This window comes from Pedobacter gandavensis (genome assembly GCF_032677645.1).
Lineage (GTDB): Bacteria > Bacteroidota > Bacteroidia > Sphingobacteriales > Sphingobacteriaceae > Pedobacter > Pedobacter gandavensis_A.
In genome coordinates this window covers 180,935-201,318 of the sequence record NZ_JAVTSB010000006.1, presented here as the reverse complement: position 1 = coordinate 201,318, position 20,384 = coordinate 180,935, and the positions used below count along the sequence as shown (strand labels likewise).

Below are 20,384 nucleotides of genomic sequence, written 5' to 3'. Positions count from 1 at the left end.
GCACTATATTTTCATAGTTAAATATTTACTTTAACATGCGTATTGCTCATTTGATCTTAACTTATACTAATCCACAACAAACCGAAAGAATGATTCGGATGATGTATCATGAAAATTTTGATTTCTACATTCATGTAGACAAAAAATTCGACATCAATCCTCATCTGTTTCTTAAGGCACTTCCTAATGTATATTTCATAAATAATCGTGTAGATGTGAAATGGGCTGGGTTTAGCACTGTCATCGCAACTTTCGAATGTATTAAAGAAATCGTAGGAACCGGGATTTGTTATCAATTCATCAACTTTTTAAGTGGTCAGGATTACCCGCTAAAATCACCGGAAAAGCTTAACACTTTTTTCAGGGAAAACGTAGGTAAAGAATTCCTCAGTTATCGGGATTTCAAGAACGACTGGAAGGAAGGTTTAATCCGCATGGAAAACTACTTTCTATCGAGCTACAGCTTTCCGGGGAAACACCGCCTGGAAAGAGTTATTAATAAAATAATGCCCGTTAGGAAATTACCTCACAATTTGCACCCTTATGGAAAATCGATGTTCTGGATGTTGAGTCCGGAAGTGGCCATGTATGTGGTAAATAAAGTCGAAAAAGATAAGAAACTGAGACAGTTTTTCTCTTTCAGCTGGGCAAGTGATGAGTTTGTTTTTCAAACCATGATCCTGAACTCAAAATACAAGGATAAAGTGGTGAATAACAACTACAGATATATTGACTGGAGCGCCGGTGGAGCAAACCCGAAAATATTAAATGAAACAGACTTTGATAAACTAGAGAAAACTGAAATGCTGTTTGCCAGAAAATTCGACATGATAAACAGCCCGAAAATATTAGATTTAATCGACAACCAAATCCTAAAGAATGGCACACATAACTAACCTGAAGACCTTTAAAGATAGCCGCGGCGTATTAACTGTATTAGACCAGATTGTTCCATTTGAAATCAAGAGATTATTTTACATTTATGATGTAGACGAAACGGATCGCGGCGGCCACAGACATCATGAGACTCATCAGGCTGCAATATGCATTAAAGGTTCTTGCAAAATAACCAATAATAACGGTACAAAAACTGAAATTTTCGATCTCGATAGTCCTGAAAAGTGTTTATTTTTATTGCCGGAAGATTGGCATGTAATGCATGATTTCTCGTCGGATGCAATTTTACTGGTACTCGCTTCCACCGCATTTGATCCTAAAGACTATATTTATGAGCCGTATGATACCGTATGAAAATCTAAAAACTCTTAACCAACCATTTGAAGAGAAACTCCGTGAAAAATTCGACCTGTTCTTAGCTAAAGGCTGGTATATTTTAGGCGAAGAGGTTTCGCTGTTTGAAAAAGAGTTTGCCGGTTATCATCAGGAAAAACAGGTTGTTGGGGTTGCAAATGGCCTGGATGCACTCATCCTTTCCTTAAAATGCTGCAAATTCAATCCTGGTGATGAGGTGATTGTACCCTCAAACACCTACATCGCAACGATTTTATCCATCCTGCATTGTGGTTTAACACCTGTATTGGTAGAGCCTGATCCGGCAACCTATAATATTGACCCAGCTAAGATTACTGCTGCAGTTACCGCTAAAACAGTGGCCATTATGGTGGTTCACTTATACGGACTGTGCTGTGAGATGGATCCAATTATGGATATTGCAGAAAAACATAGCCTTAAAATTATTGAAGACTGCGCGCAGGCTCATGGTGCAAAATATAAAAATAAGCTTGCCGGTACATTTGGAGATTTTGGTGCTTTTAGCTTTTATCCTACCAAAAACTTAGGTGCCTTAGGAGATGCTGGTGCGGTCATCTGTAAGTCGGAGGCCGATTACCTGCAACTGAGACAGCTCCGTAATTATGGCTCTGAAAAGAAATACCACAATAGCATAGTTGGTTATAATTCGAGGTTGGATGAGCTACAAGCTTCTTTTTTAAGAATTAAGCTTCCCCATCTTGACGAGATTAACAACCATAAGCGGGCTTTAGCTGAAATCTATATCAAGGAGTTGAAGGATGATTTTATTAAACCGCATATTGATCCTGATTTTCATCACGTTTACCATATCTTTAATATTCTTCATCCGAAAAGGGATGAGTTAAAACAATATTTACTGGATCATGGAATTGCTACAGAAATACATTATCCGGTAGCACCACAAAACCAGGCCGCTTTAAAAGATTACCTGACAAATTTTGACTACCCGATATCGACTAACATTCACCAGACTACCCTGAGTTTACCTTGTTCTTTTGCACACTCGAAAGAAGATATCCACCAGGTGGTTAAAGTATTGAATAAATTTAACGTATAGCTTCCCGCATCATGAACTACCTTGTCAAAGAATTCATCCCCCCGCTGGCCCATAGTTTAAAATGGTATAGTTTTAAATATGGCTGGAAAGGTGATTATAAGGATTATCAGGCCGCTAAAGAGAAATGCCAGGGTTATGATGAGGCAGATATTCTAAATAAAATTAAGGAAAGTACCTTAAAAGTAAAAAATAAGGAGATTCCTTATGAGCGCGACGGTATTGCTTATGACAAGGTACAGATGAACTTTCCTCTGTTAAGTGTCTTACTCTATGTGGCCTCCAAAAACGACAACCAACTTACGCTGATTGATTTTGGTGGCTCTTTAGGTACTACCTACTATCAAAACTACCCCTATTTATCCCATCTGAAAAAGTTAAAATGGTGTATTATAGAGCAACCGGAATTTGTGAAGGCGGGCAAGGAAGATTTTGAAAATGAACACGTTACTTTTTACAGTTCTATAGCAGATTGTCTGGCCGAAAACGAGGTGGATCTATTCCTGATCTGCAATGTGCTGCAATACCTTGAAAAACCTTATGAGCTTTTGGATGAGGTGAAAAAATCCTTTATTCCACATGTGTTACTCGATTTTATCGGCTATAATGATCAACCAGGTGATAGAATCACGATTCAGCATGTTCCTCCAGTATTTTATGGTATTGAAGCTTCTTATCCTTGTTATTTCCCTGACCGGAATCGCGTGGAAGGATCTTTAGCAGCAGCTTATGAAAAGAAATATGATTTCATATCTGCGCCTGAAAAGTATTACCTTCAGTTAAAACCCTTCCGATACGAAGGTTCCTTCTGGGAAATCTAAAAACATTCTCAACCTACCTGCTAGTTACATTTAAAATGATCGAATCGTTCTCCAATAAAATCAATAAATTAAGAACTAACCTTAATTTGTTAAGGATTTTAAAACTGATTTGGACCGCCTCAAAGACCTGGACTACCGTTTCTCTGGTCTTTATCGTGATAGAAAGTGCGCTGTTCTTCTCCTCTTTATATATGTTGAAACTGTTGATTGATACCATTTCCAAACATGGGATCCATAATCTTCAGAATGAAAACGAGGTGATCAAATACCTTGTTCTAGCGGCTTTATCTGCGGTTTTTTATACTGCTACGAAAGCGATTTCCGGCTATATTACCGAAAAACAATCCGGCGAGGTTGCCGAATATATTGACAGTAAAATCCATGAAAGTGCCATCGGTCTGGACCTTTCCTTTTATGAGAGTCCGGAGTATTTCGATATCCTGAAAAGGGCAAGGGATATGGGAACTGATCGTCCAAACCTGATTGTTTTTACAATTGTAGACATTGCGAGGAACAGCATTAGCCTGATCGTGATTGGCTCCATGCTGGTATCCATCGATTGGCGGTTGTTTCCGATATTGGCGATCTTTGTGATCCCTACGCTTTGGGTAAGGATCAAATTCGCGGATAGTCAAAATGCATTGAGGATTGCTCAGACAGCCTTGGAAAGGAAATCCGGTTATATGAGCACTTTGCTGACAACTGATATTCATGCCAAAGAAATCAGAAGCTTCGGGCTGGGTCAGCACCTTCGCAAATTATACTCCGGTATCCGTTTAGACTTACTTGCCGGCAGACTCGCCATCAGTAAACGTAGAACTTACAAGGAACTGATTACCTCCACCATTGCTGCAATAGGGTTTTTCTCCTGTATCGCCTACATCGCGATTGGTAGTATTCGCGGTACAACCAGCGTTGGTGACATTACTTTATTTCTGGTTGCTTTTCCTCAATCCTTCAATGTTTTGCAAGGATTGTCGTCCAGTATCTCTACGCTTTATCAAAATAACATTTTCGTGAAGAGTATTTTTGAACTGTTTGATTTGACCAGCAGTTTACCTGAACCCGCTACTCCACTCTCTATTCCGGAAGATCCACATATCGACCTCGAGTTGAAAAACCTGAGTTTTAGCTATCCTCATTCGAGCAAGCCGACCTTATCAGATATTAATATCAAACTTCCTTCAGGGAAAATAATTGCTGTGGTGGGTATGAACGGAGCCGGAAAATCTACCTTGATTAAGTTAATGTGCAGACTTTATGATCCGAGTTCCGGACAAATTACTTTAAATGGTACGGATATCAGACAGTTCAAAAGCGTAGATTACCGTAAACAAATATGTGCGGTATTTCAGGATTTTGGGAAATACAATGTCAGCGCAGCAGACAACATCAGGTTTGGTGATATTCATGGGAATCGTCCTCATGAGGAGGTGATCGAAGCCGCAAAAAACTCCGGTGCAGATTTGTTTATAGATAAATTTCCGGATGGCTACCAGACGGTGATGGGTAGGATTTTCGAAGATGGACATGAGGTGAGCATTGGACAATGGCAAAAACTCGCTATTGCAAGGGCATTCTATAGCAATTCGCGCTTTATTATTCTGGATGAAGCAACGAGCGCCCTGGATGCCAACGCAGAAAAGTTGTTGTTCGATTCCTTCCGTGAAAGGATAGGAAATCGTGCCGCTTTAATTATTAGTCACCGGCAATCTGCGGTGAAACACGCAGATTATATATACATGCTCTCTAATGGCCGGATTGTAGAATCCGGTACGCATGAAGAATTGATTGCAATGACCGGGGCCTATTATAAATTGTTCAATAAGAAAGCATAACTGATGAAAAAAATAGCAATTGTAAGTTGTGTGGAAGACTGGGGTGGCAGCGAAGAACTCTGGGCAAGAAGCATCCCTTACCTTCAGAAATATGGCTACCAGACTGTACTCATCAAATCAAAGATTAACAGGACTCATCCTGAATTTCTTGCACTGGCAGAAATCGGGGTAAACTTAATTGAACTATCCCCGGAGACAGCCCTGTTAAAACGGATGTTGAAAAAAGCAATCAGGATTCCTTTTAAAGTAGCGACAGAATTAAAGCTGATAAAGACTTCTTCATCTGAGTTAAATGCCTTTAAAAAGGCCATCCTCAAAGAAGCACCTTCCCTGGTCATCATTGCCCAGGGAATCAATTTTGACGGACTTAAACTTGCCAATGAATGCCTGATGTTAGGTATCCCATACGTCATCATTTCGCAGAAGGCAGTAGATTTTTACTGGCCTGCTCCGAACGACAGGCCAATGATGTTGAAGGTATTACAAGCGGCAAAACGTTGTTTTTTTGTCTCTTATCATAACCTGAGACTTACGGAAGAACAATTTGGCAAGAGACTGGCAAATGCATCCGTAGTTTTCAATCCGGTAAAATTAGCCGGAAATCCAGTGCCTTATCCTGCAAGCACAGCGCAATACAAGTTAGCCTGTATAGGTCGGTTATTTATATTGGATAAGGGTCAGGATATTCTGCTGCGGATTTTAGCACAGGAAGAATGGCGTACAAGACCGGTCATGGTTTCTTTTATAGGAAAAGGTCCTGATGAAGCTGGATTAAAAGAAATGGCTAATTTGTTGAAACTCGACAATGTAGAATTTATCGGCCAAGTGGATGATATTGGTCGGATATGGCCTTCGCATCATGCCCTGGTATTGCCTTCCAGAAGTGAAGGTTTACCGCTTTCTATGGTGGAGGCCATGTCTGTAGGCAGACCGGTCATCATTACCAATGCCGGTGGAAATACAGAGCTGGTAGAGGAAGGTTTTACCGGATTTATCGGTGAAGCCAATGAGCGCTCTTTCGCCATGGCTATGGAGACTGCCTGGCAACAGCGGGATCAATGGGAATTGATAGGCGAAAATGCAGCAAAATATGTGAAAGCTCATGTTCCCGCCAGTCCGGAGCAGGACTTCGCAATATTAATTCATGATGTTTTAAGCAATTAAGCAATGCAGGAACTTCAAATCCTAACCGAACAAGCGATCCTAAAAGGTGTAGATTTCCTGGAGGATCATCAATTTCCTAATGGGGAATTTTGCTGTTACATTGGTGATGAGGATGAAATGAAAATGTGTATCGCACAGAGTAATATATTCCCAGGTTCACTCATTGCCTATGCTTTACTTCCTTTAAAACACCTTCCAGTAATTACTGAAATACTGGATAAGGCTGCCGCATTTCTGCAGTATCAGATGATGAGGGGTGGTGTGTGGAATAACTTCAGCATTCTAAACCCCTTGTTTCCGGTTTGTCCGCCAGATGTTGACAATACGGTTTGTGCTTCAAAGGTTTTACAGGCTTTGAACAAAAGTTATCCTGCAAACGAGGAACTGATCCTGGCCAACCGCAGCAAATCAGGCTTATTCTACACCTGGTATGCGTTAAGGCCAATTTTTGTACCGCTAAAAGATTTCTGGCTGTTGTGTCTTCGGGCATTAAAACACCCGGTTGGTAGTTTTTTTTTCTGGAAGAAAACGGAGGCTTCCCGCTACGACATTGATGCAGTAGTGAATGCCAATGCGCTTTTCTACTTCGGCTATACCGCCGAAACCGCGCCTATTGTACCCTACTTACTGAACATCATTGCTACAGAAAAAGAAGGCGATTGCGACTTATGGTACCGGAATCCCTTTACCGTATATTATTTCTTTTCCAGACTTTATAAGACCGGAATTAAAGAAATGGAACCTGCAAAATTAACTATTACCAATCGTGTATTATTAACTGTGAATGCCGATGGTTCTTTTGGAACCGGGGTATTGGATACCGCTTTGGGTATTATTGTACTCCTAAATGGAGATTATGATTCCCCAATATTAGAACAGGCCGTTGAATTTTTGCTCAGCAGGCAGAAAAAATCTGGTGGATGGCCGCGTTGGGCAGTCTATTATGGTGGTCCTAAAAAACATTTATGCTACGGCTCCGAAGAATTAACTACAGGATTTTGTTTAGAGGCCCTTGCCTTATACTCGATACTAAACCAGAAGAAAAATGAGCGTCTTTAAGGTCATCAGATCACAGGAATGGTGGAGCTATAAATTACCACCTTTACTCGCTATTGGTTATGCGACGGCCTTAATGTCGCCAGTGCCACTCTATAAGGTCGCACTCCATCTGCTTTTCTTACTGGCCGCCTTGATTGTAGGTGCAATTTACGTTAGTGTGATCAATGACATTACCGATCTTGAAGAAGATCTGGCCAGTGGAAAGTCCAATAGAATCCAAAAGGTTCCGGTAAAAATAAGGTGGTTGATCCCTGTACTTTGCCTGTCGTTAGGCTTGATGTTTGGCTATTTTCTTTATCCAGACCTACTTTCCTGCCTACTTTACCTGCTTTCCTGGATTGTTTTCAGTTTATATTCCATCAAACCAATCCGCTTAAAAAATAGGGGGATCTGGGGGGTATTTGCAGATGCGACGGGATCTCATGTTTTCACCAGTCTGCTCATGGTGGCCAGTGTAAGCTATGGAACTCATCAGAACTTAAACCTGGTCTGGTTTATTGCGGTAGCCGGCTGGTCGTTTTGTTATGGCCTTCGTGGTATTTTATGGCATCAGTTTTCAGACCGTGAAAACGACCTTAAAGTAAATTTGAATACCTATGCAAGTCAGGTGCTCCCTGCTCATTTTGAAATCAGGGCCAGGATAATCATGGGTTTTGAGTGTGCATATCTTTTACTCATGTTGTACGAATTGCAATCGGCCAATGCCTTCATTTCCCTGGTCTTGTACTTTATATTGGTTTTTGGCAGGCGCCTGATGTATGATACTCAACTGATCCTCATTCTCTTCAAAAAAGAAAAGCCTTTTCAGATTCTAATGGCAGATTATTACCAGGTATTTTTTCCATTTGCACTGTTGTTGGCATCGGTGTTACAGGATCCCAAAAACATCATTATTGCCGGGGTTCATATGGTCTTATTTAGTGATGGCCTAAAAACTGCTTTGAAAGACTACTTAAAATTGCTCAAATACCTTTTAACCAAGAAACGGCTAAATTAGTAAGGAAACAGTCTTATTTTATAATTCCGGAACAACTAAATTGTCAATACCTTGTCTATGACGACCTATATTTCTATCTTAGTGATCTAGAAAAGGAAAGATCTCTGCCTTAATTTCCCCTTTATAAACAAACGATTAATGAACTTTCAGCCACTGGTATCCGTAATAATTCCGACATTTAACAGAGCATCTAAACTTCCGGATGCAATAGAAAGCGCGATTGACCAAACTTACAAAAACACGCAGATCATTGTTGTTGATGATGGCTCGAGCGATGAAACTTCGGAGTTGATCAAAAAATACCCGCAAGTTGCCTATTATTATCAGAAAAACGGAGGTCAGGCCTCAGCAAGGAATAAAGGTTTAAGCTATGCGGAGGGATCAATAATTGCTTCCCTGGACTCTGATGATATCTGGCATGAAGATTTTCTGGCAAAGTGTGTCCAGAAACTGGAATCAGATCAACTGGATTTTGTATTTGCCAACTGGCATCAGGACGCTAAATTAGGTTCAAGCTGGGATTTCCTGGTAAATGATCCTTTTCTTACGCCTTATATTGGAAAAGAAAAAGACAACTGGATTAACCTTGAAGATCATGAAGTCCGATCACTTTACATTGAATCCTGCCCTTCTCCCTCTTCTGCGGTTGTAATGCGTAAATCATCCATTGTATCGGGATGGGATGAAAAGATGAATATCGGAGACGATTGGGCGATGTACCTTGAAATGATCCTTTCGAAACCTTGTCGCGCGGCTTTTACACTTGAAAAGTTATGGCATAAAAGAGTTGATGACATCAATGTATATGATGGCAGAAAATGGAGCGAAGTCCTGGAATTTCTTCACATCGCTGATTTGAAAAGGAATATGGATAAGCTCGGCAATCTATTGATGCCTGAAGAATTAAAAATACTGGAAGAGCGGTATATGTCTAGCCTTGTGGAACTTTCTAAACATAATCTGTTACGTGAATTCAAGGTGATGCATTCGTTAAGGCTACTGGGTACTTCCTTTGCGACCAATATACCTTTTACCCTTAAAACTATCCCTAACATCTTGTTTCTGGGCTTAAACCGCAAGCTGGGCCTTACAAAGAAGAAAGCAAGAGTTTAACACGCCACCAGGCTATGGTTTAAATGATAAACTTTGCAGGAATGTTCCGGAACTGAGAACATCCTGCAAAGACTAAAAGAGCTTCTATAAGCCTTCAACAAAGATTGGAGTCTCTGTCACCGTCATTTTTATAATCCCTCCTTTTGTCGGAACATCTTTAGGTGTCATGGCATCTGCTCCAGGTTTTAACTGATAAATCCTGGCGATCTTTGCTTTCCCTAAGTCTAATTCATAAGTTTCTCTACGGTCTTTTTCATCAGGAACCAATAGCACATACATCTTTTTCCCATTGTTGGTGTAAACATCTACAAACGGATCTTTATTAATTGTCTTTTCATAGGTATACTCACCCATCAATTTTCCGGTTTGCAGGAGATAATCGGCAGCGGGTCTACGTTTGCCTTCATTTAGTAGTCCGGAGGTTCCAAACGGAGTTTCCTTATCGGTTCCCGGAGGCAGAATATCATAAGCCAGATAAAAGAACACCCTGTTTACGCCATGTCTGGCATACATTAATGAAGTTCTTAGAATCCAGTCTGCCTGGGTTATTAACACTGATTTAGCACCAATAGGAATCGCTCGTTGAATACTTTTACTATTTAAATCATAGCCGGTTTCGGTAGTCCAGACTTCCATATTATCTCCTAAACTGCGGGCATAATCGACAAAGGTATCTGCGATATCCGGCATATTACCCAATTCAGGGGCTATCCCTCTTTTAGTAGAGTGAAATTTCGAGAACCAACCTGTATTGTCATTTGAATAAAGGTGATAGTTGATCACATCAAAGCACAAATCAACACTGCCATCCGGCTTATATCCTCTATTCTCTTTACACCATTCTACAATTTCTTTGATATAGTTAATGTCAGGTTTTGCCAATCCTCCGATGACCACCTGAATATTTGGATCGGCTGTTTTAGCACCTGCGTATTTACCCATTTTCCCTTTGTTACCATCGTAAAAAGCAGAAAGATTTGCGGCGTATTCCCTGCCGGTTTGCTGAGCGATCTGGCCTTTCCACCATTTATCCGGCTCATTATTACATTCTACGTACTTAACCAGATCCAGACCTACTTTTGCCGTATTTACCACATCACCATGCCATCTGGGCTTCCTGTTTAAGACAATAACATTGGTGTCAATATTTTTATTAGAGCCATACCTGGCTACAAACTGATAAATTGCTTTGGCCTGTGCCTCATAAGAAGCTGGTTTTTCGCGGTTAGCACCATATTTTACAGCAACCACATCTACTTCACGCTGATGTGTCGGATAGCTTTTGTAGAGCCAGTCCGGAACATTTATCAGGCAGGACAGCATCACAATTCCTTCTTGTTTAGCTCTGGCATAAACGGCGTCGTAGTTCCATCCTCCCCTTGTGGTTGGATTAAAGGAATAAACCCCCGGACTATCTTCCAGTTTTTCCCAATCCATATAATGCCTTACGGAGCTGAATGATTTCATCAGTTCCATCTTAGGTTCAAAAATCCTGCTTCCATCATTAGGGTTCTTCGGATCTTGTAAAAAATCCCATTCGAAAGCGTTGATACCTAACATATCTTTCATTTTCACCTTTTTAGCGGTATCAATAGCGTTGTCGGGGCGGTCGCTGTGGCAGTCTGTTAAAGAACAGCCAAGGAATAAAAGGAGTACTAAACGTAGAGAATGCGTTTTTTTCATCGTTAATTTGAGTTGAAAATTAAATATAGCTACCCTTCCAACCCTAACAAAGGGGCTGAAAGGGAAAAATAGCTTAATTACATTTTACGCTTTAACGCCAACAAACTGATCTAGCTGATCCAAAATTTTAACGTTTACTTGATTATCAAATTTTCTGGCGTAAAATTTATCAGTTGCTTTAATCGATTCAAAGTCGCTATCTGTTAAAATTCTAGGGTTAGGTCGACCACTTTCCCAGGAAATAAAGCGTAAATTATCATTAATAACATGATCCTTAAATGGAGAATTCATAATTATTGTAGCAATAATAAATTCATCCGATCCCCATGTATATTGCATAAACCGTTCCAGCCTTGGCTGGCTCTTCATAAAATCAACAATGTATGCGGCGCAATCTGAAGGGATACTCCACCAGGAGGAATCACTACTCCCGTAAAGTGGAATAGATAATGGGAAAGACCTTTTTGGCAGGACTTTATTAAAGATTCCCTGAACAAAGTATCTTCCTTTAAATTTAAGGTCGGTAAAATGATAGCGTTCGGCTCTTGTCACAGCATCTTTCCACCACAAGGCTTTAGGGTCCTGATCATAGGAGATAAAGCATTTACCCGTATGTGTTGCGTAAAACTGATAAAGCTGTTCTGCGGGTTTAATCAGATAGTCCTGACCGCTCATCAGATTAATGAAGCTATAACGCTCGTCCTTATTTAAAATTTCTGATAAGGAGGTCATAATTGCTCTTACAAAGGAAAAACCGCCCCAGTTACACAGCACCCGGTTAGTGATAAAACTAACCCCTTCCATGTTTTGTAAATACTCAAATTCTTTGATATCACTCTTAAGATCCAGATGAATGTAAAAATGGAAATTAGGGTGATTCATCGCCTTAATCATCCGCTCTACCTGTCCTGAATTTTTATACGCCATTATTAAATGGGCAATCTTCATTGTTTTCTAATTAAATAAACAGAATCCTACTTTTGTTATGAATTGACCACCTCTTTTAATAACCTTCAAAATGCTCGATTATCAGCTTTATAAATTTATGAAGCATCATTAATCAAATTATTTTGTGAGTACCAATATAACTATTGTTCCTTAACCCACAAAGTTTGTATTTAAAAATCAATATAAAATCATGAAACACATTTTCTTCAACGGTTTTATCCGTAATCCCGAACAATTATCCAATGAAAATTTAAACGTATAAAAACATAGCCTCGGTAAATTACTTACAAAAATGAATCCAGGGATTTGGAGTCAGTGAACAGAGGAACCGTTCGAATAAAGCCCGTTGTAAAACGCTAACCATTTCATAACTAGGTTTTGATACTTACCAAACACCCTATTTGTCACAGAAAGGTCATATATAAAATATCAGTGATATTCCTTAAATGTTAGAAACATGGGAAAAACATTCCCCACATTGAGGAAAAACCCTTTTTGTAATACGGAAGTAGACCGTCACAAAACCAGTGAAAAAATACCTTTGCATTTGTTCATTGGAAAATACTTACAATTGCAGAAATATTAGGGGAACGATCACATAATCTTCAAAAAACTTATGAAAGTAAAATACAAAATGTCACTGTTTATATTCGGGTTATTCGTCCTGATGGCATGTAAAAAAGGAGATACCACTACTCCTCCGGAGATTGAAGTTCTTCCTCCAACAACAACCCCAATCCCAACCGACCCCACAGCTCCACCGAGCGATGTTCCCGCAGATGCAACGATTATTGAACTTGGTCGCGGTGAAGGAGAAGAGCTTACGATTGATGGCGGAGCATTGAAAGTAACTTCGAATGCTTTTATTAAAATAAAAGGCGGAAGATACAGCTCAATTGTGATTAAAAACATAGTAGCTCCGGCAAACAAACCTTTCTTCATTAAAAATGATGGTATCGTAAAAATCACCAATGTGATGCATACCAGTAACATCAACAATGTGGTCATTTCCGGAGATAATGTAGCCGGTCAGAAATACGGATTTCAATTTGAGAATATTAGTTTCCGCGCCATCATGATGGATGGAAAAATGAACGGTGTGACCATCAGAAACATGAGTTTCAAGAACGTAAATGACTATGTAATTGCAGGAGAAAAAAGCAATGGGGATAGTTTTGCTTATAAAGGAACTGCGGAAACCAGAACCGAAAACTTTAAAATCATTAATTGTTTATTCGAAAACGCAGGATCAATTGCATTCGGAGGTAACCTGAACAGTGATACCGGAGAAGATTCCGGCTTGTTTAAAAATGTAGAGGTTGCTTATAACACCTTCATTAATAGTGCTGATGTTGGAACGCTTTGTTCCTTTAGTAATGTACAGGATTACGATATCCACCACAATATAGTAAATAATATAAACGCTGCTAACAATAACCACAACGGTATATTTTATATGCAGGGTAATGGTAATTTCCATGACAATAAGCTGAGTAATTATCAAGGAAACTCGATTAGAATGTGGCTTTATTCAAGAGGAAGCAGTCCTGCTACCAATGAAATCTACAACAATATTTGCTACAACACCAGAAAATATGGTGCTTTTGAATTACAGGCATTTACCAGAAATATTTATCCAGGTAAGTCTACTTATGCAAATGCTAAAGTTTACAACAATACCGCGGGCAAAATGAATACATCTCATGATTTTGAAGGACAGGTTCTTGACCTTTATAATACTTTTGGCAGCTTAGAGTATTACAACAATCTTGGTTTTGATCTAAACAGTAAAAAGACCATTACCAATATGATTAATAACATGAGTGACACTAAAATCACAAGAGATACCAATAACAAATACGTAGCTACGCAGGCTGAGGCGGTTTTTGATACCAATACTTTCCAGTCTAAATATACCGGTATTGGCGCACCAGCAATGTAAAAGAGACCTTTTGGCCGGATAACAAAGGGTGTATCATAAGCTGAATACCATCCTAAGACCAGAAGAATTAAATATTAATGAGATGAGCCCGGTATTTTATCGGGCTCTTTCTTTTAGGTAAAAAACACAGCACCAGTAGCGGGCTTAATTGAAGCAGAAAGAATATTTAATCATTCACAACCTTGTCTCTTTTGAACAGCATAAAATAGATCTTCCTGACAAATAGAACGAGCTCTTTATAACCCACCACATACATCCCCCAAAAGCTGAACTTATGAAACTTATTCAGTGGGAAATAAGCAATAACAATAGCGATGATCACAGGGAAAACATCCGCAGCTGCAACGGCATAGACAGAATGAAAAATAGCTATTCCAACGTAATCTGCCGTTAAATTAACAGCAAGCATGATGAGCAATTTATAAAAATTGATTTTAGGCAAGTGAATCACATCGAGCCCTAAAGAGAAATATCTGTCTGCCGGGAATAGAATGGCCATAGTCATAAATATCCGGAACAGATTAGGTGCTTCTGTGTCCATATATTTGGCTCCGCCGATTAACCCGATAATTGGTTCCGCAAAAATAATAGACACTACTGCAATTCCAAAGATACATATCGATAACATACCGATCATTTTCTTCATCACATACATCATTTCCGCCTTCTGACCATTGTTATAATAAGTAGAGAGGCTTGGCATCCCTGAGGCTGCAAAACTCATCAATGGGATCTCTATAATTTGCATCAGTCTACCCCCGAGATTATACACCGCCAGGGCTGAGGGGCCCAGGAAAAAGTTAATAAAAAAGGCATCCGTTACTCTAAACAAATTTGCACTTAGTCCTGATCCAACACTATATTTTCCAAAATGAAAGATCTCCATAAAGCAGGATTTAGTCATTTTTTTTATCGCACCAACTCTTGTCCAGCCTAAGAACAATACGCATAAGCTGGCGATGAAATTTGAACCAATAAAAGTAAGTACAATAGAAGTTAAAGAGGCTTTTTTAAGAAAGATTAACACGATTACGGTACCGGTAAAAAAAACCTGATTAATCAATCTGAGCCACAACAAACGGTCGAAACGTTTTTCACCCTGAACAACCAGATTTGCCATAAACAGCGGCAAAGTCGCCACAGATATCAAGGAGAAATATTTTAGAAATAAGGTCATTCCCTCATTGGTTATGAAGGGTGACAAGAAGAAAGTTAATACATTCAACAGGATACAGCATCCGGTTATAATTAATGCAAAACACCAGGCAGAACCAATTACTTCCTCTGCACGTTCGCGTGTCGTTCCTGAATAAAACTTGACAAATGCTATCGTTAAAAAGCCCGAACGTATAGTATCTACTAAACCCCAGATCATCATAAAGAAGACATATAGCCCAATTTCTTTGACTGGCAATGCACGATACAGAATGGCAATGGTAACCACTCCGAAAACGGCCATTACGCCATTCCCCAGTAAAGATTGAAAATGTATATTTTTAAAGGATGATAGTATCGTTTTTATAAAGGACATAAATATTAGTAGTGGCGCTTGATCTAAAACCTTAAATCATCCCGTTTATTTCAAAGTTCTGAACAGGCAACTTTTAGGCCAGTTTTAGGAAATCAATCCGTCAATTAACAAAACTGATTCGCTAAAAATTCAGACCAAGTTAATTTATATTTTACAATATTTGCAGCTTTATTTCTCGTTTAATGTAATTAAGGAGATCTTAATATCAAAAGAATTGTAAACCTCCTCCTGCTTGCCTAAAGTAGAAAAATATTGTAGAAGTTTAAACATTGAATTTTCTCCCTTTTCATAGTACCAGGCTGGCTGATCGATACCATCGCCAATATCAGTGCGGTAATAATCATTGTAGACGAACCAAACCCTCCTTTTCCCTTTAAACCCCTCAAAGTCGGCTTTCAAATGATTTAAATAACTCTCATGAGCTGCTGAGACCTTCCGATAGTCTTTACCTTCAATCGCTTTAAAATGGAGAGGATGAATTTTTTGATACACTTTATACCCGGGAAGGTTATTCCAATAGATATAAACCACATCCCCTGGTTGAAATTTGTCCGCTATTCTCGCAAGAGCTTCCCTTTGAAAAGAGCGCTTATGCCCTATAAACTCCTTAGGATAAACCACATACCTCATCGAATTGAGAAGCAAACCAGCACACAGCAACAAGGTAAAAGAAAGCTTAAAAAGGTGATTATGAACACGATCCATCAACCATAAATAACCATTCATTATAAACAAAATAAGGATTGGGCTGATAAATACCCAGAACCGCTCTGTGAGCGGGTATAGTTTTAATCCGGAGGCCAGAAACAGGAATAAAAAAGGGAAACACAGCACAAGGAAGTCCTGGAATCGTTTAAACAACTGTCCCAGGCCCAAAAACAACAAGCCTATAGGCAATAAGACCAACCACTTTATATTCCAAAGGAATCCCAATGGATAATCAAATAACCGGTACAAGTTAATCGCATACCATTTTAGATCCTCCATTGATTCCGGCGGGACCGGCATAAAGTTTTTATAAAAATCAAACCATGTTACAATCCATTTAGATTCAGCATGCTTGTGGGTAAAATAGAGGTAATTAATGCCAAAACTGAGGAACCAAATCAGGAATGAAACCCCTTGTTTCAGGAATAATTCCCATTCCTTTTTTATTATTCTATAAATACTGAGACCTGTCGCGATTCCCGCAAGTATAAAAATACTTGCATAAGAAAACCATACGACCAATGCGCCAATGAAGCCCCACAGTAAAATCCCGCGATAACTACGATTGTGCTGACACTTAATATAACTGTATAAAATCACCAGCGTGGCCAGCATTTCGGTTTGGTATTGCTTCAGCTCCACCGCATGAAAAACAAGTGGTGAAGCGAAGGCTAAAATCCCTAAACCTAGTACAGCCCCCTTTTCATTGGTAAAATACCGGCAAACCGGGATAAATATAAACAGGGATAGAATCCCACAAATTAAGGAGAATAGCCGCAATGCCATTTCTCCAGTTCCAAATAGTTCCACAAAAAAGCGGACAGCCCATAGAAAACCAATGGGTGCTTTTTGCTGGTAATCCAAAGGTTGAGTGGCCAAATCCAGGTAGTCCATTCTGATCAGGCTGCTGGAAAGATAGACTTCATCCATCCATAACGAGCGGTTATAAAAAAAATGGTACAACCTTAGCACTATCCCTGAAATCAGAAACAAACACAATAATAAATTATAATTACTAAACAGGGTTCGCTTCATTTTAAGAACCATTAGTGAATATCAGTATATAAATAATAGAAATATGTTTAAATTTAACAAAATTAATCTCCTATAGGTGAACAAGTTAGACTGGATAAATTTAAAAGCAATCATACTCGATGTGGATGGAACGCTGTACCACCAGTCGAAATTAAGAAAGAAAATGCTATTTCAATTACTGAAATACTATTTATTCCAACCATTGCGAATCAAGGATCTTTTCATTTTGTATCATTTCCGAAAAGAGCGTGAACAACTCGCCGGACAAGAATATGAAAACCTGGAAGAAGCGCTATATCAGGTATGTGCCGACAAATTAAACCTGCCTGTTAAGCGTATTAAATCCGTTATTTCAAAATGGATATTTGAGGAACCAAACAAATATCTAACAGATTATATTTACCCTGGCTTAATTCCCTTCCTGGCGTTAATGAGAAAAGAAGGGATAAAAATCGCGGTTTATTCCGATTATCCTGCTTCAGAAAAGCTAAAGGCCATGCAGCTCCATGCGGATCTAATTGTGGCTTCAACTGATCCATGGGTAAACAGCTTAAAACCAAAGCCCAAGGGGCTATTTTATATTTTAAACACCTTAAGTTACTCCACTTCACAATGTGTTTTTATAGGTGACAGGGACGAACTTGATGGTCAGTGCGCCAGAAAAGCGGGGGTTCCTTTTCTTTTAATCAGCAGAAAAAGAAAACAAGCTGACCAATTTTATAATCAATTAATCGAAAGTTACACCAACTATAAAACCAGAAATAACGCAGGTTAAGATGAAAAAAGCGGCTGTTCTCAAAGACTACATTGCAATTGCCCGACCAGACAACTGGCCGAAAAACATATTTATGATCCCCGGGATGTTGTTTGCACTTTCGGTATTTAAAACCCCTTTAGACGGAAGTCTGCTCTTCAAAATCATCGCAGGAATAACCAGCACCTGCCTGATTGCTTCGGCAAACTATGTCATCAATGAATATTTAGATGTAGAATTTGATAAGTTCCACCCTTTAAAAAAGAAAAGATCATTGGTTGTCAGCGAAGTAAATCCGAAGCTTGTATACCTGGAATATGCGATTCTTGCCATATTGGGGCTATTTATCGCTTATCTGATTTCCTGGAAATTCTTGTTCACTTCCGCCATTTTGCTATTAATGGGCATCATTTATAACGTAAGACCATTCAGAAGTAAAGAACGCGTTTTCCTGGATGTGCTTTCTGAATCTATTAATAACCCCATCCGTTTTGCACTTGGCTGGTTTATCTTTTCTCCGTCACTAGGTATGCCGGATACAAAATGGGATCTCAACTGGATCAACACCTTCCCTCCTGCCAGTATCATCATCGCCTATTGGATGGGAGGCGCATTTTTAATGGCCACCAAGCGATTTGCAGAGTATCGCCTGATCGGAAATCCGGAGTTGGCCGGACAGTACCGCAGATCATTTAAATACTATTCAGAAAACAGCTTATTGGTTTCCATGTTTTTCTATGCGATTACCTGTGCTTTTTTTATGGGGATTTTCCTCATTAAAGACCGGATTGAGCTGTTAGTCAGTTTCCCTTTCTTTGCACTTCTTTTTTCCTGGTATCTTAGAATTGGGCTTTTGAATGACTCTCCGGTTCAGGGTTCTGAAAAATTACACACCAGAAAGTGGTTTATGCTTTATCTTTTCCTGTTCACCTCTTTATTGTGTATCCTGATGTTTGTAGAGATTCCATGGTTACATTGGTTCCTCCAGAATGCCAATAATTATTAAAGCCATTTATACATGAAATACGATAGTTATGATTTAATTGTGGTAGGAACCGGCTTTGCCTCCACCTTCTTTTTAAAGAAATACCTGGAGAAAAGTAGCAGCCCTAAAAAAATCCTGGTGTTAGATCGTGGCCAGCTTTTCCCTCATGCAGAGCGATTAAAGATCAAAAAAGGAGAACATTCTGATTTCGCCCATATGGAAGAACCATGGGAGGATGCGATTATTAATGAAAATAAAGCAAAAAGATGGCCTTTTACCTTAGGATTTGGAGGTTGTTCCAATTGCTGGTGGGGCTGTACACCAAGATTTATGCCTTCCGACTTCAAAATGCAAAGCCTGTTTGGAATAGAAAAAGACTGGCCATTGAGCTACGATGATCTGAATCCGTACTATTATGAAGCAGAAGAACTGATGTCTATATCAGGACCGGAAGACACCCCATTTCCCCGGAAAGGAAAATATCCCCTTCCTCCGCATACTTTTACAGCAGTAGACAAAATTTTGAACCAAACGTATGGGAATAAATACATCAGTCAGCCAAGTGCAAGAGCCAGCAGGGCTACAAAAGGCCGTAACGCCTGTTTTGCAAGCTCCACTTGTGACATCTGTCCGGTAAACGCTAAATTCACCGTTGAAAACTCCGAAATGGGTGTCTATGAAAATGAGCAGATAGAGCTTGTTTTTGGGGCTCAGGTCTATAGCCTGGAAACTGCCGGAAACCAGATTAAAAAAGTGCTTTACGTAAAGGATGGAAAAGATTTTGAGATCTCAGGAGAAGTAATTGTTCTGGGTGCCAATCCAATTTTCAATTCTAATATACTGCTTAATGCAGGAGACACCAATTTGTTTACAGGAAAAGGCTTTGGAGAACAATTGGGAATGCAGGTACTCATTTATCTGGATAACCTAAAAAATACCGGAGGAAGTACCTGGGTAAATGCAAATGGCTACATGCTTTACGATGGTGAACACCGTAAGGATTATGCCGCCTGTCTGATCGAAACCAACAATGCGCCGTATTACATCCGTCTGGAACAGGGGAAATGGCTAAACATGGCCTCTTTCCGCATGCTTTTTGAAGATTTACCACTAAATGAAAACTTCATTAAACCCTCAGCTAATAAATTAATTCCAATAGTAAGTTTTACAAAGCGCTCTGATTACACCATGAAAGGCATCTCCAACATGAAAGAGAAACTTCCGGAGATTCTATCCTGTTTACCGGTAGAAAAATTAAAATATCTGGAACCTTTTCCTAATGAGGGCCATATTATTGGCGGAACAAGGATGGGACAAACGGCTGCAGACAGTGTGGTAGATAAAAACATGATACACCACCAATACCGAAATCTGTTCGTACTCGGCGCTGGGTCTTTTACTACTTTTAGCGCTTCCAATCCTACGTTAACACTAGCCGCATTGTCCTTATATTCTGCGGATCATTCCTTTTAGCCATCCG

17 protein-coding genes are annotated in these 20,384 nt (G+C 39.5%); 13 read left to right on the top strand and 4 right to left on the bottom strand.

Going from position 1 to position 20,384, the window contains the following annotated elements; translation table 11 throughout:
- Positions 1 to 35 precede the first annotated feature (35 nt).
- The 9 genes from R2Q66_RS11800 (at position 36) to R2Q66_RS11760 (ending at position 9,318) form a co-directional block, all read left to right on the top strand.
- Positions 36 to 896, top strand: coding sequence for a beta-1,6-N-acetylglucosaminyltransferase (locus R2Q66_RS11800; RefSeq protein ID WP_316749130.1), 861 nt, complete (start codon positions 36 to 38; stop codon positions 894 to 896).
- Complete coding sequence (locus tag R2Q66_RS11795; protein ID WP_316749126.1) at positions 880 to 1,251, top strand: FdtA/QdtA family cupin domain-containing protein; 372 nt, start codon at positions 880 to 882, stop codon at positions 1,249 to 1,251. The genes R2Q66_RS11800 and R2Q66_RS11795 overlap by 17 nt, the downstream gene beginning before the upstream one ends.
- Positions 1,229 to 2,329: a DegT/DnrJ/EryC1/StrS family aminotransferase gene (locus R2Q66_RS11790; protein WP_316749124.1), complete on the top strand. Its 1,101-nt coding sequence runs from the start codon at positions 1,229 to 1,231 to the stop codon at positions 2,327 to 2,329. The genes R2Q66_RS11795 and R2Q66_RS11790 overlap by 23 nt, the downstream gene beginning before the upstream one ends.
- Positions 2,330 to 2,340: 11 nt before the next feature.
- The gene (locus R2Q66_RS11785) at positions 2,341 to 3,147 is read left to right on the top strand and encodes a methyltransferase, TIGR04325 family (RefSeq protein ID WP_316749122.1); all 807 of its coding nucleotides are present in this window, start codon (positions 2,341 to 2,343) and stop codon (positions 3,145 to 3,147) included.
- A gap of 35 nt (positions 3,148 to 3,182) precedes the next feature.
- On the top strand, positions 3,183 to 4,985 hold the full coding sequence (locus tag R2Q66_RS11780; RefSeq protein WP_316749120.1) for an ABC transporter ATP-binding protein: 1,803 nt from the start codon (positions 3,183 to 3,185) through the stop codon (positions 4,983 to 4,985).
- A gap of 3 nt (positions 4,986 to 4,988) precedes the next feature.
- Entirely contained in the window at positions 4,989 to 6,149 is a 1,161-nt protein-coding gene (locus R2Q66_RS11775) for a glycosyltransferase family 4 protein (protein ID WP_316749119.1), read from the top strand.
- A 3-nt stretch (positions 6,150 to 6,152) separates the two neighbouring features.
- Positions 6,153 to 7,208, top strand: a complete 1,056-nt coding sequence (locus R2Q66_RS11770) for a hypothetical protein (protein WP_316749117.1) — start codon at positions 6,153 to 6,155, stop codon at positions 7,206 to 7,208.
- Complete coding sequence (locus tag R2Q66_RS11765; protein ID WP_316749116.1) at positions 7,195 to 8,205, top strand: UbiA family prenyltransferase; 1,011 nt, start codon at positions 7,195 to 7,197, stop codon at positions 8,203 to 8,205. The genes R2Q66_RS11770 and R2Q66_RS11765 overlap by 14 nt, the downstream gene beginning before the upstream one ends.
- 138 nt (positions 8,206 to 8,343) lie before the next feature.
- Positions 8,344 to 9,318, top strand: a complete 975-nt coding sequence (locus R2Q66_RS11760) for a glycosyltransferase family 2 protein (protein ID WP_316749114.1) — start codon at positions 8,344 to 8,346, stop codon at positions 9,316 to 9,318.
- An 84-nt stretch (positions 9,319 to 9,402) separates the two neighbouring features.
- On the opposite strand, the gene R2Q66_RS11755 is transcribed toward R2Q66_RS11760, so the two are convergent.
- Entirely contained in the window at positions 9,403 to 11,001 is a 1,599-nt protein-coding gene (locus R2Q66_RS11755) for a hypothetical protein (protein ID WP_316749113.1), read from the bottom strand.
- A gap of 84 nt (positions 11,002 to 11,085) precedes the next feature.
- On the bottom strand, positions 11,086 to 11,949 hold the full coding sequence (locus R2Q66_RS11750) for a beta-1,6-N-acetylglucosaminyltransferase (RefSeq protein WP_316749111.1): 864 nt from the start codon (positions 11,947 to 11,949) through the stop codon (positions 11,086 to 11,088).
- A 616-nt stretch (positions 11,950 to 12,565) separates the two neighbouring features.
- On the opposite strand from R2Q66_RS11750, the gene R2Q66_RS11745 reads away from it, so the two are divergent.
- The gene (locus tag R2Q66_RS11745) at positions 12,566 to 13,891 is read left to right on the top strand and encodes a hypothetical protein (RefSeq protein ID WP_316749109.1); all 1,326 of its coding nucleotides are present in this window, start codon (positions 12,566 to 12,568) and stop codon (positions 13,889 to 13,891) included.
- Positions 13,892 to 14,057: 166 nt separating this feature from the next.
- Here R2Q66_RS11745 and R2Q66_RS11740 read toward each other — a convergent pair whose 3' ends face one another.
- Together R2Q66_RS11740 and R2Q66_RS11735 are read right to left on the bottom strand one after the other, a co-directional pair.
- The gene (locus R2Q66_RS11740; protein ID WP_316749107.1) at positions 14,058 to 15,422 is read right to left on the bottom strand and encodes a lipopolysaccharide biosynthesis protein; all 1,365 of its coding nucleotides are present in this window, start codon (positions 15,420 to 15,422) and stop codon (positions 14,058 to 14,060) included.
- Between the two features lie 168 nt (positions 15,423 to 15,590).
- Entirely contained in the window at positions 15,591 to 17,060 is a 1,470-nt protein-coding gene (locus tag R2Q66_RS11735) for an ArnT family glycosyltransferase (RefSeq protein ID WP_316749105.1), read from the bottom strand.
- A gap of 181 nt (positions 17,061 to 17,241) precedes the next feature.
- Here R2Q66_RS11735 and R2Q66_RS11730 point away from each other — a divergent pair, with 181 nt between their 5' ends.
- The 3 genes from R2Q66_RS11730 to R2Q66_RS11720 are packed head-to-tail and all read left to right on the top strand — an operon-like array spanning position 17,242 to position 20,377.
- Positions 17,242 to 17,940: an HAD family hydrolase gene (locus R2Q66_RS11730; protein ID WP_316749103.1), complete on the top strand. Its 699-nt coding sequence runs from the start codon at positions 17,242 to 17,244 to the stop codon at positions 17,938 to 17,940.
- 1 nt (position 17,941) lies between these two features.
- Positions 17,942 to 18,925 carry a UbiA prenyltransferase family protein gene (locus R2Q66_RS11725; protein ID WP_316749101.1) on the top strand — a complete coding sequence of 328 codons (984 nt, stop codon included), beginning with the start codon at positions 17,942 to 17,944 and terminating at the stop codon, positions 18,923 to 18,925.
- A gap of 12 nt (positions 18,926 to 18,937) precedes the next feature.
- Positions 18,938 to 20,377, top strand: coding sequence for a GMC oxidoreductase (locus R2Q66_RS11720; protein WP_316749099.1), 1,440 nt, complete (start codon positions 18,938 to 18,940; stop codon positions 20,375 to 20,377).
- Positions 20,378 to 20,384 lie beyond the last annotated feature (7 nt).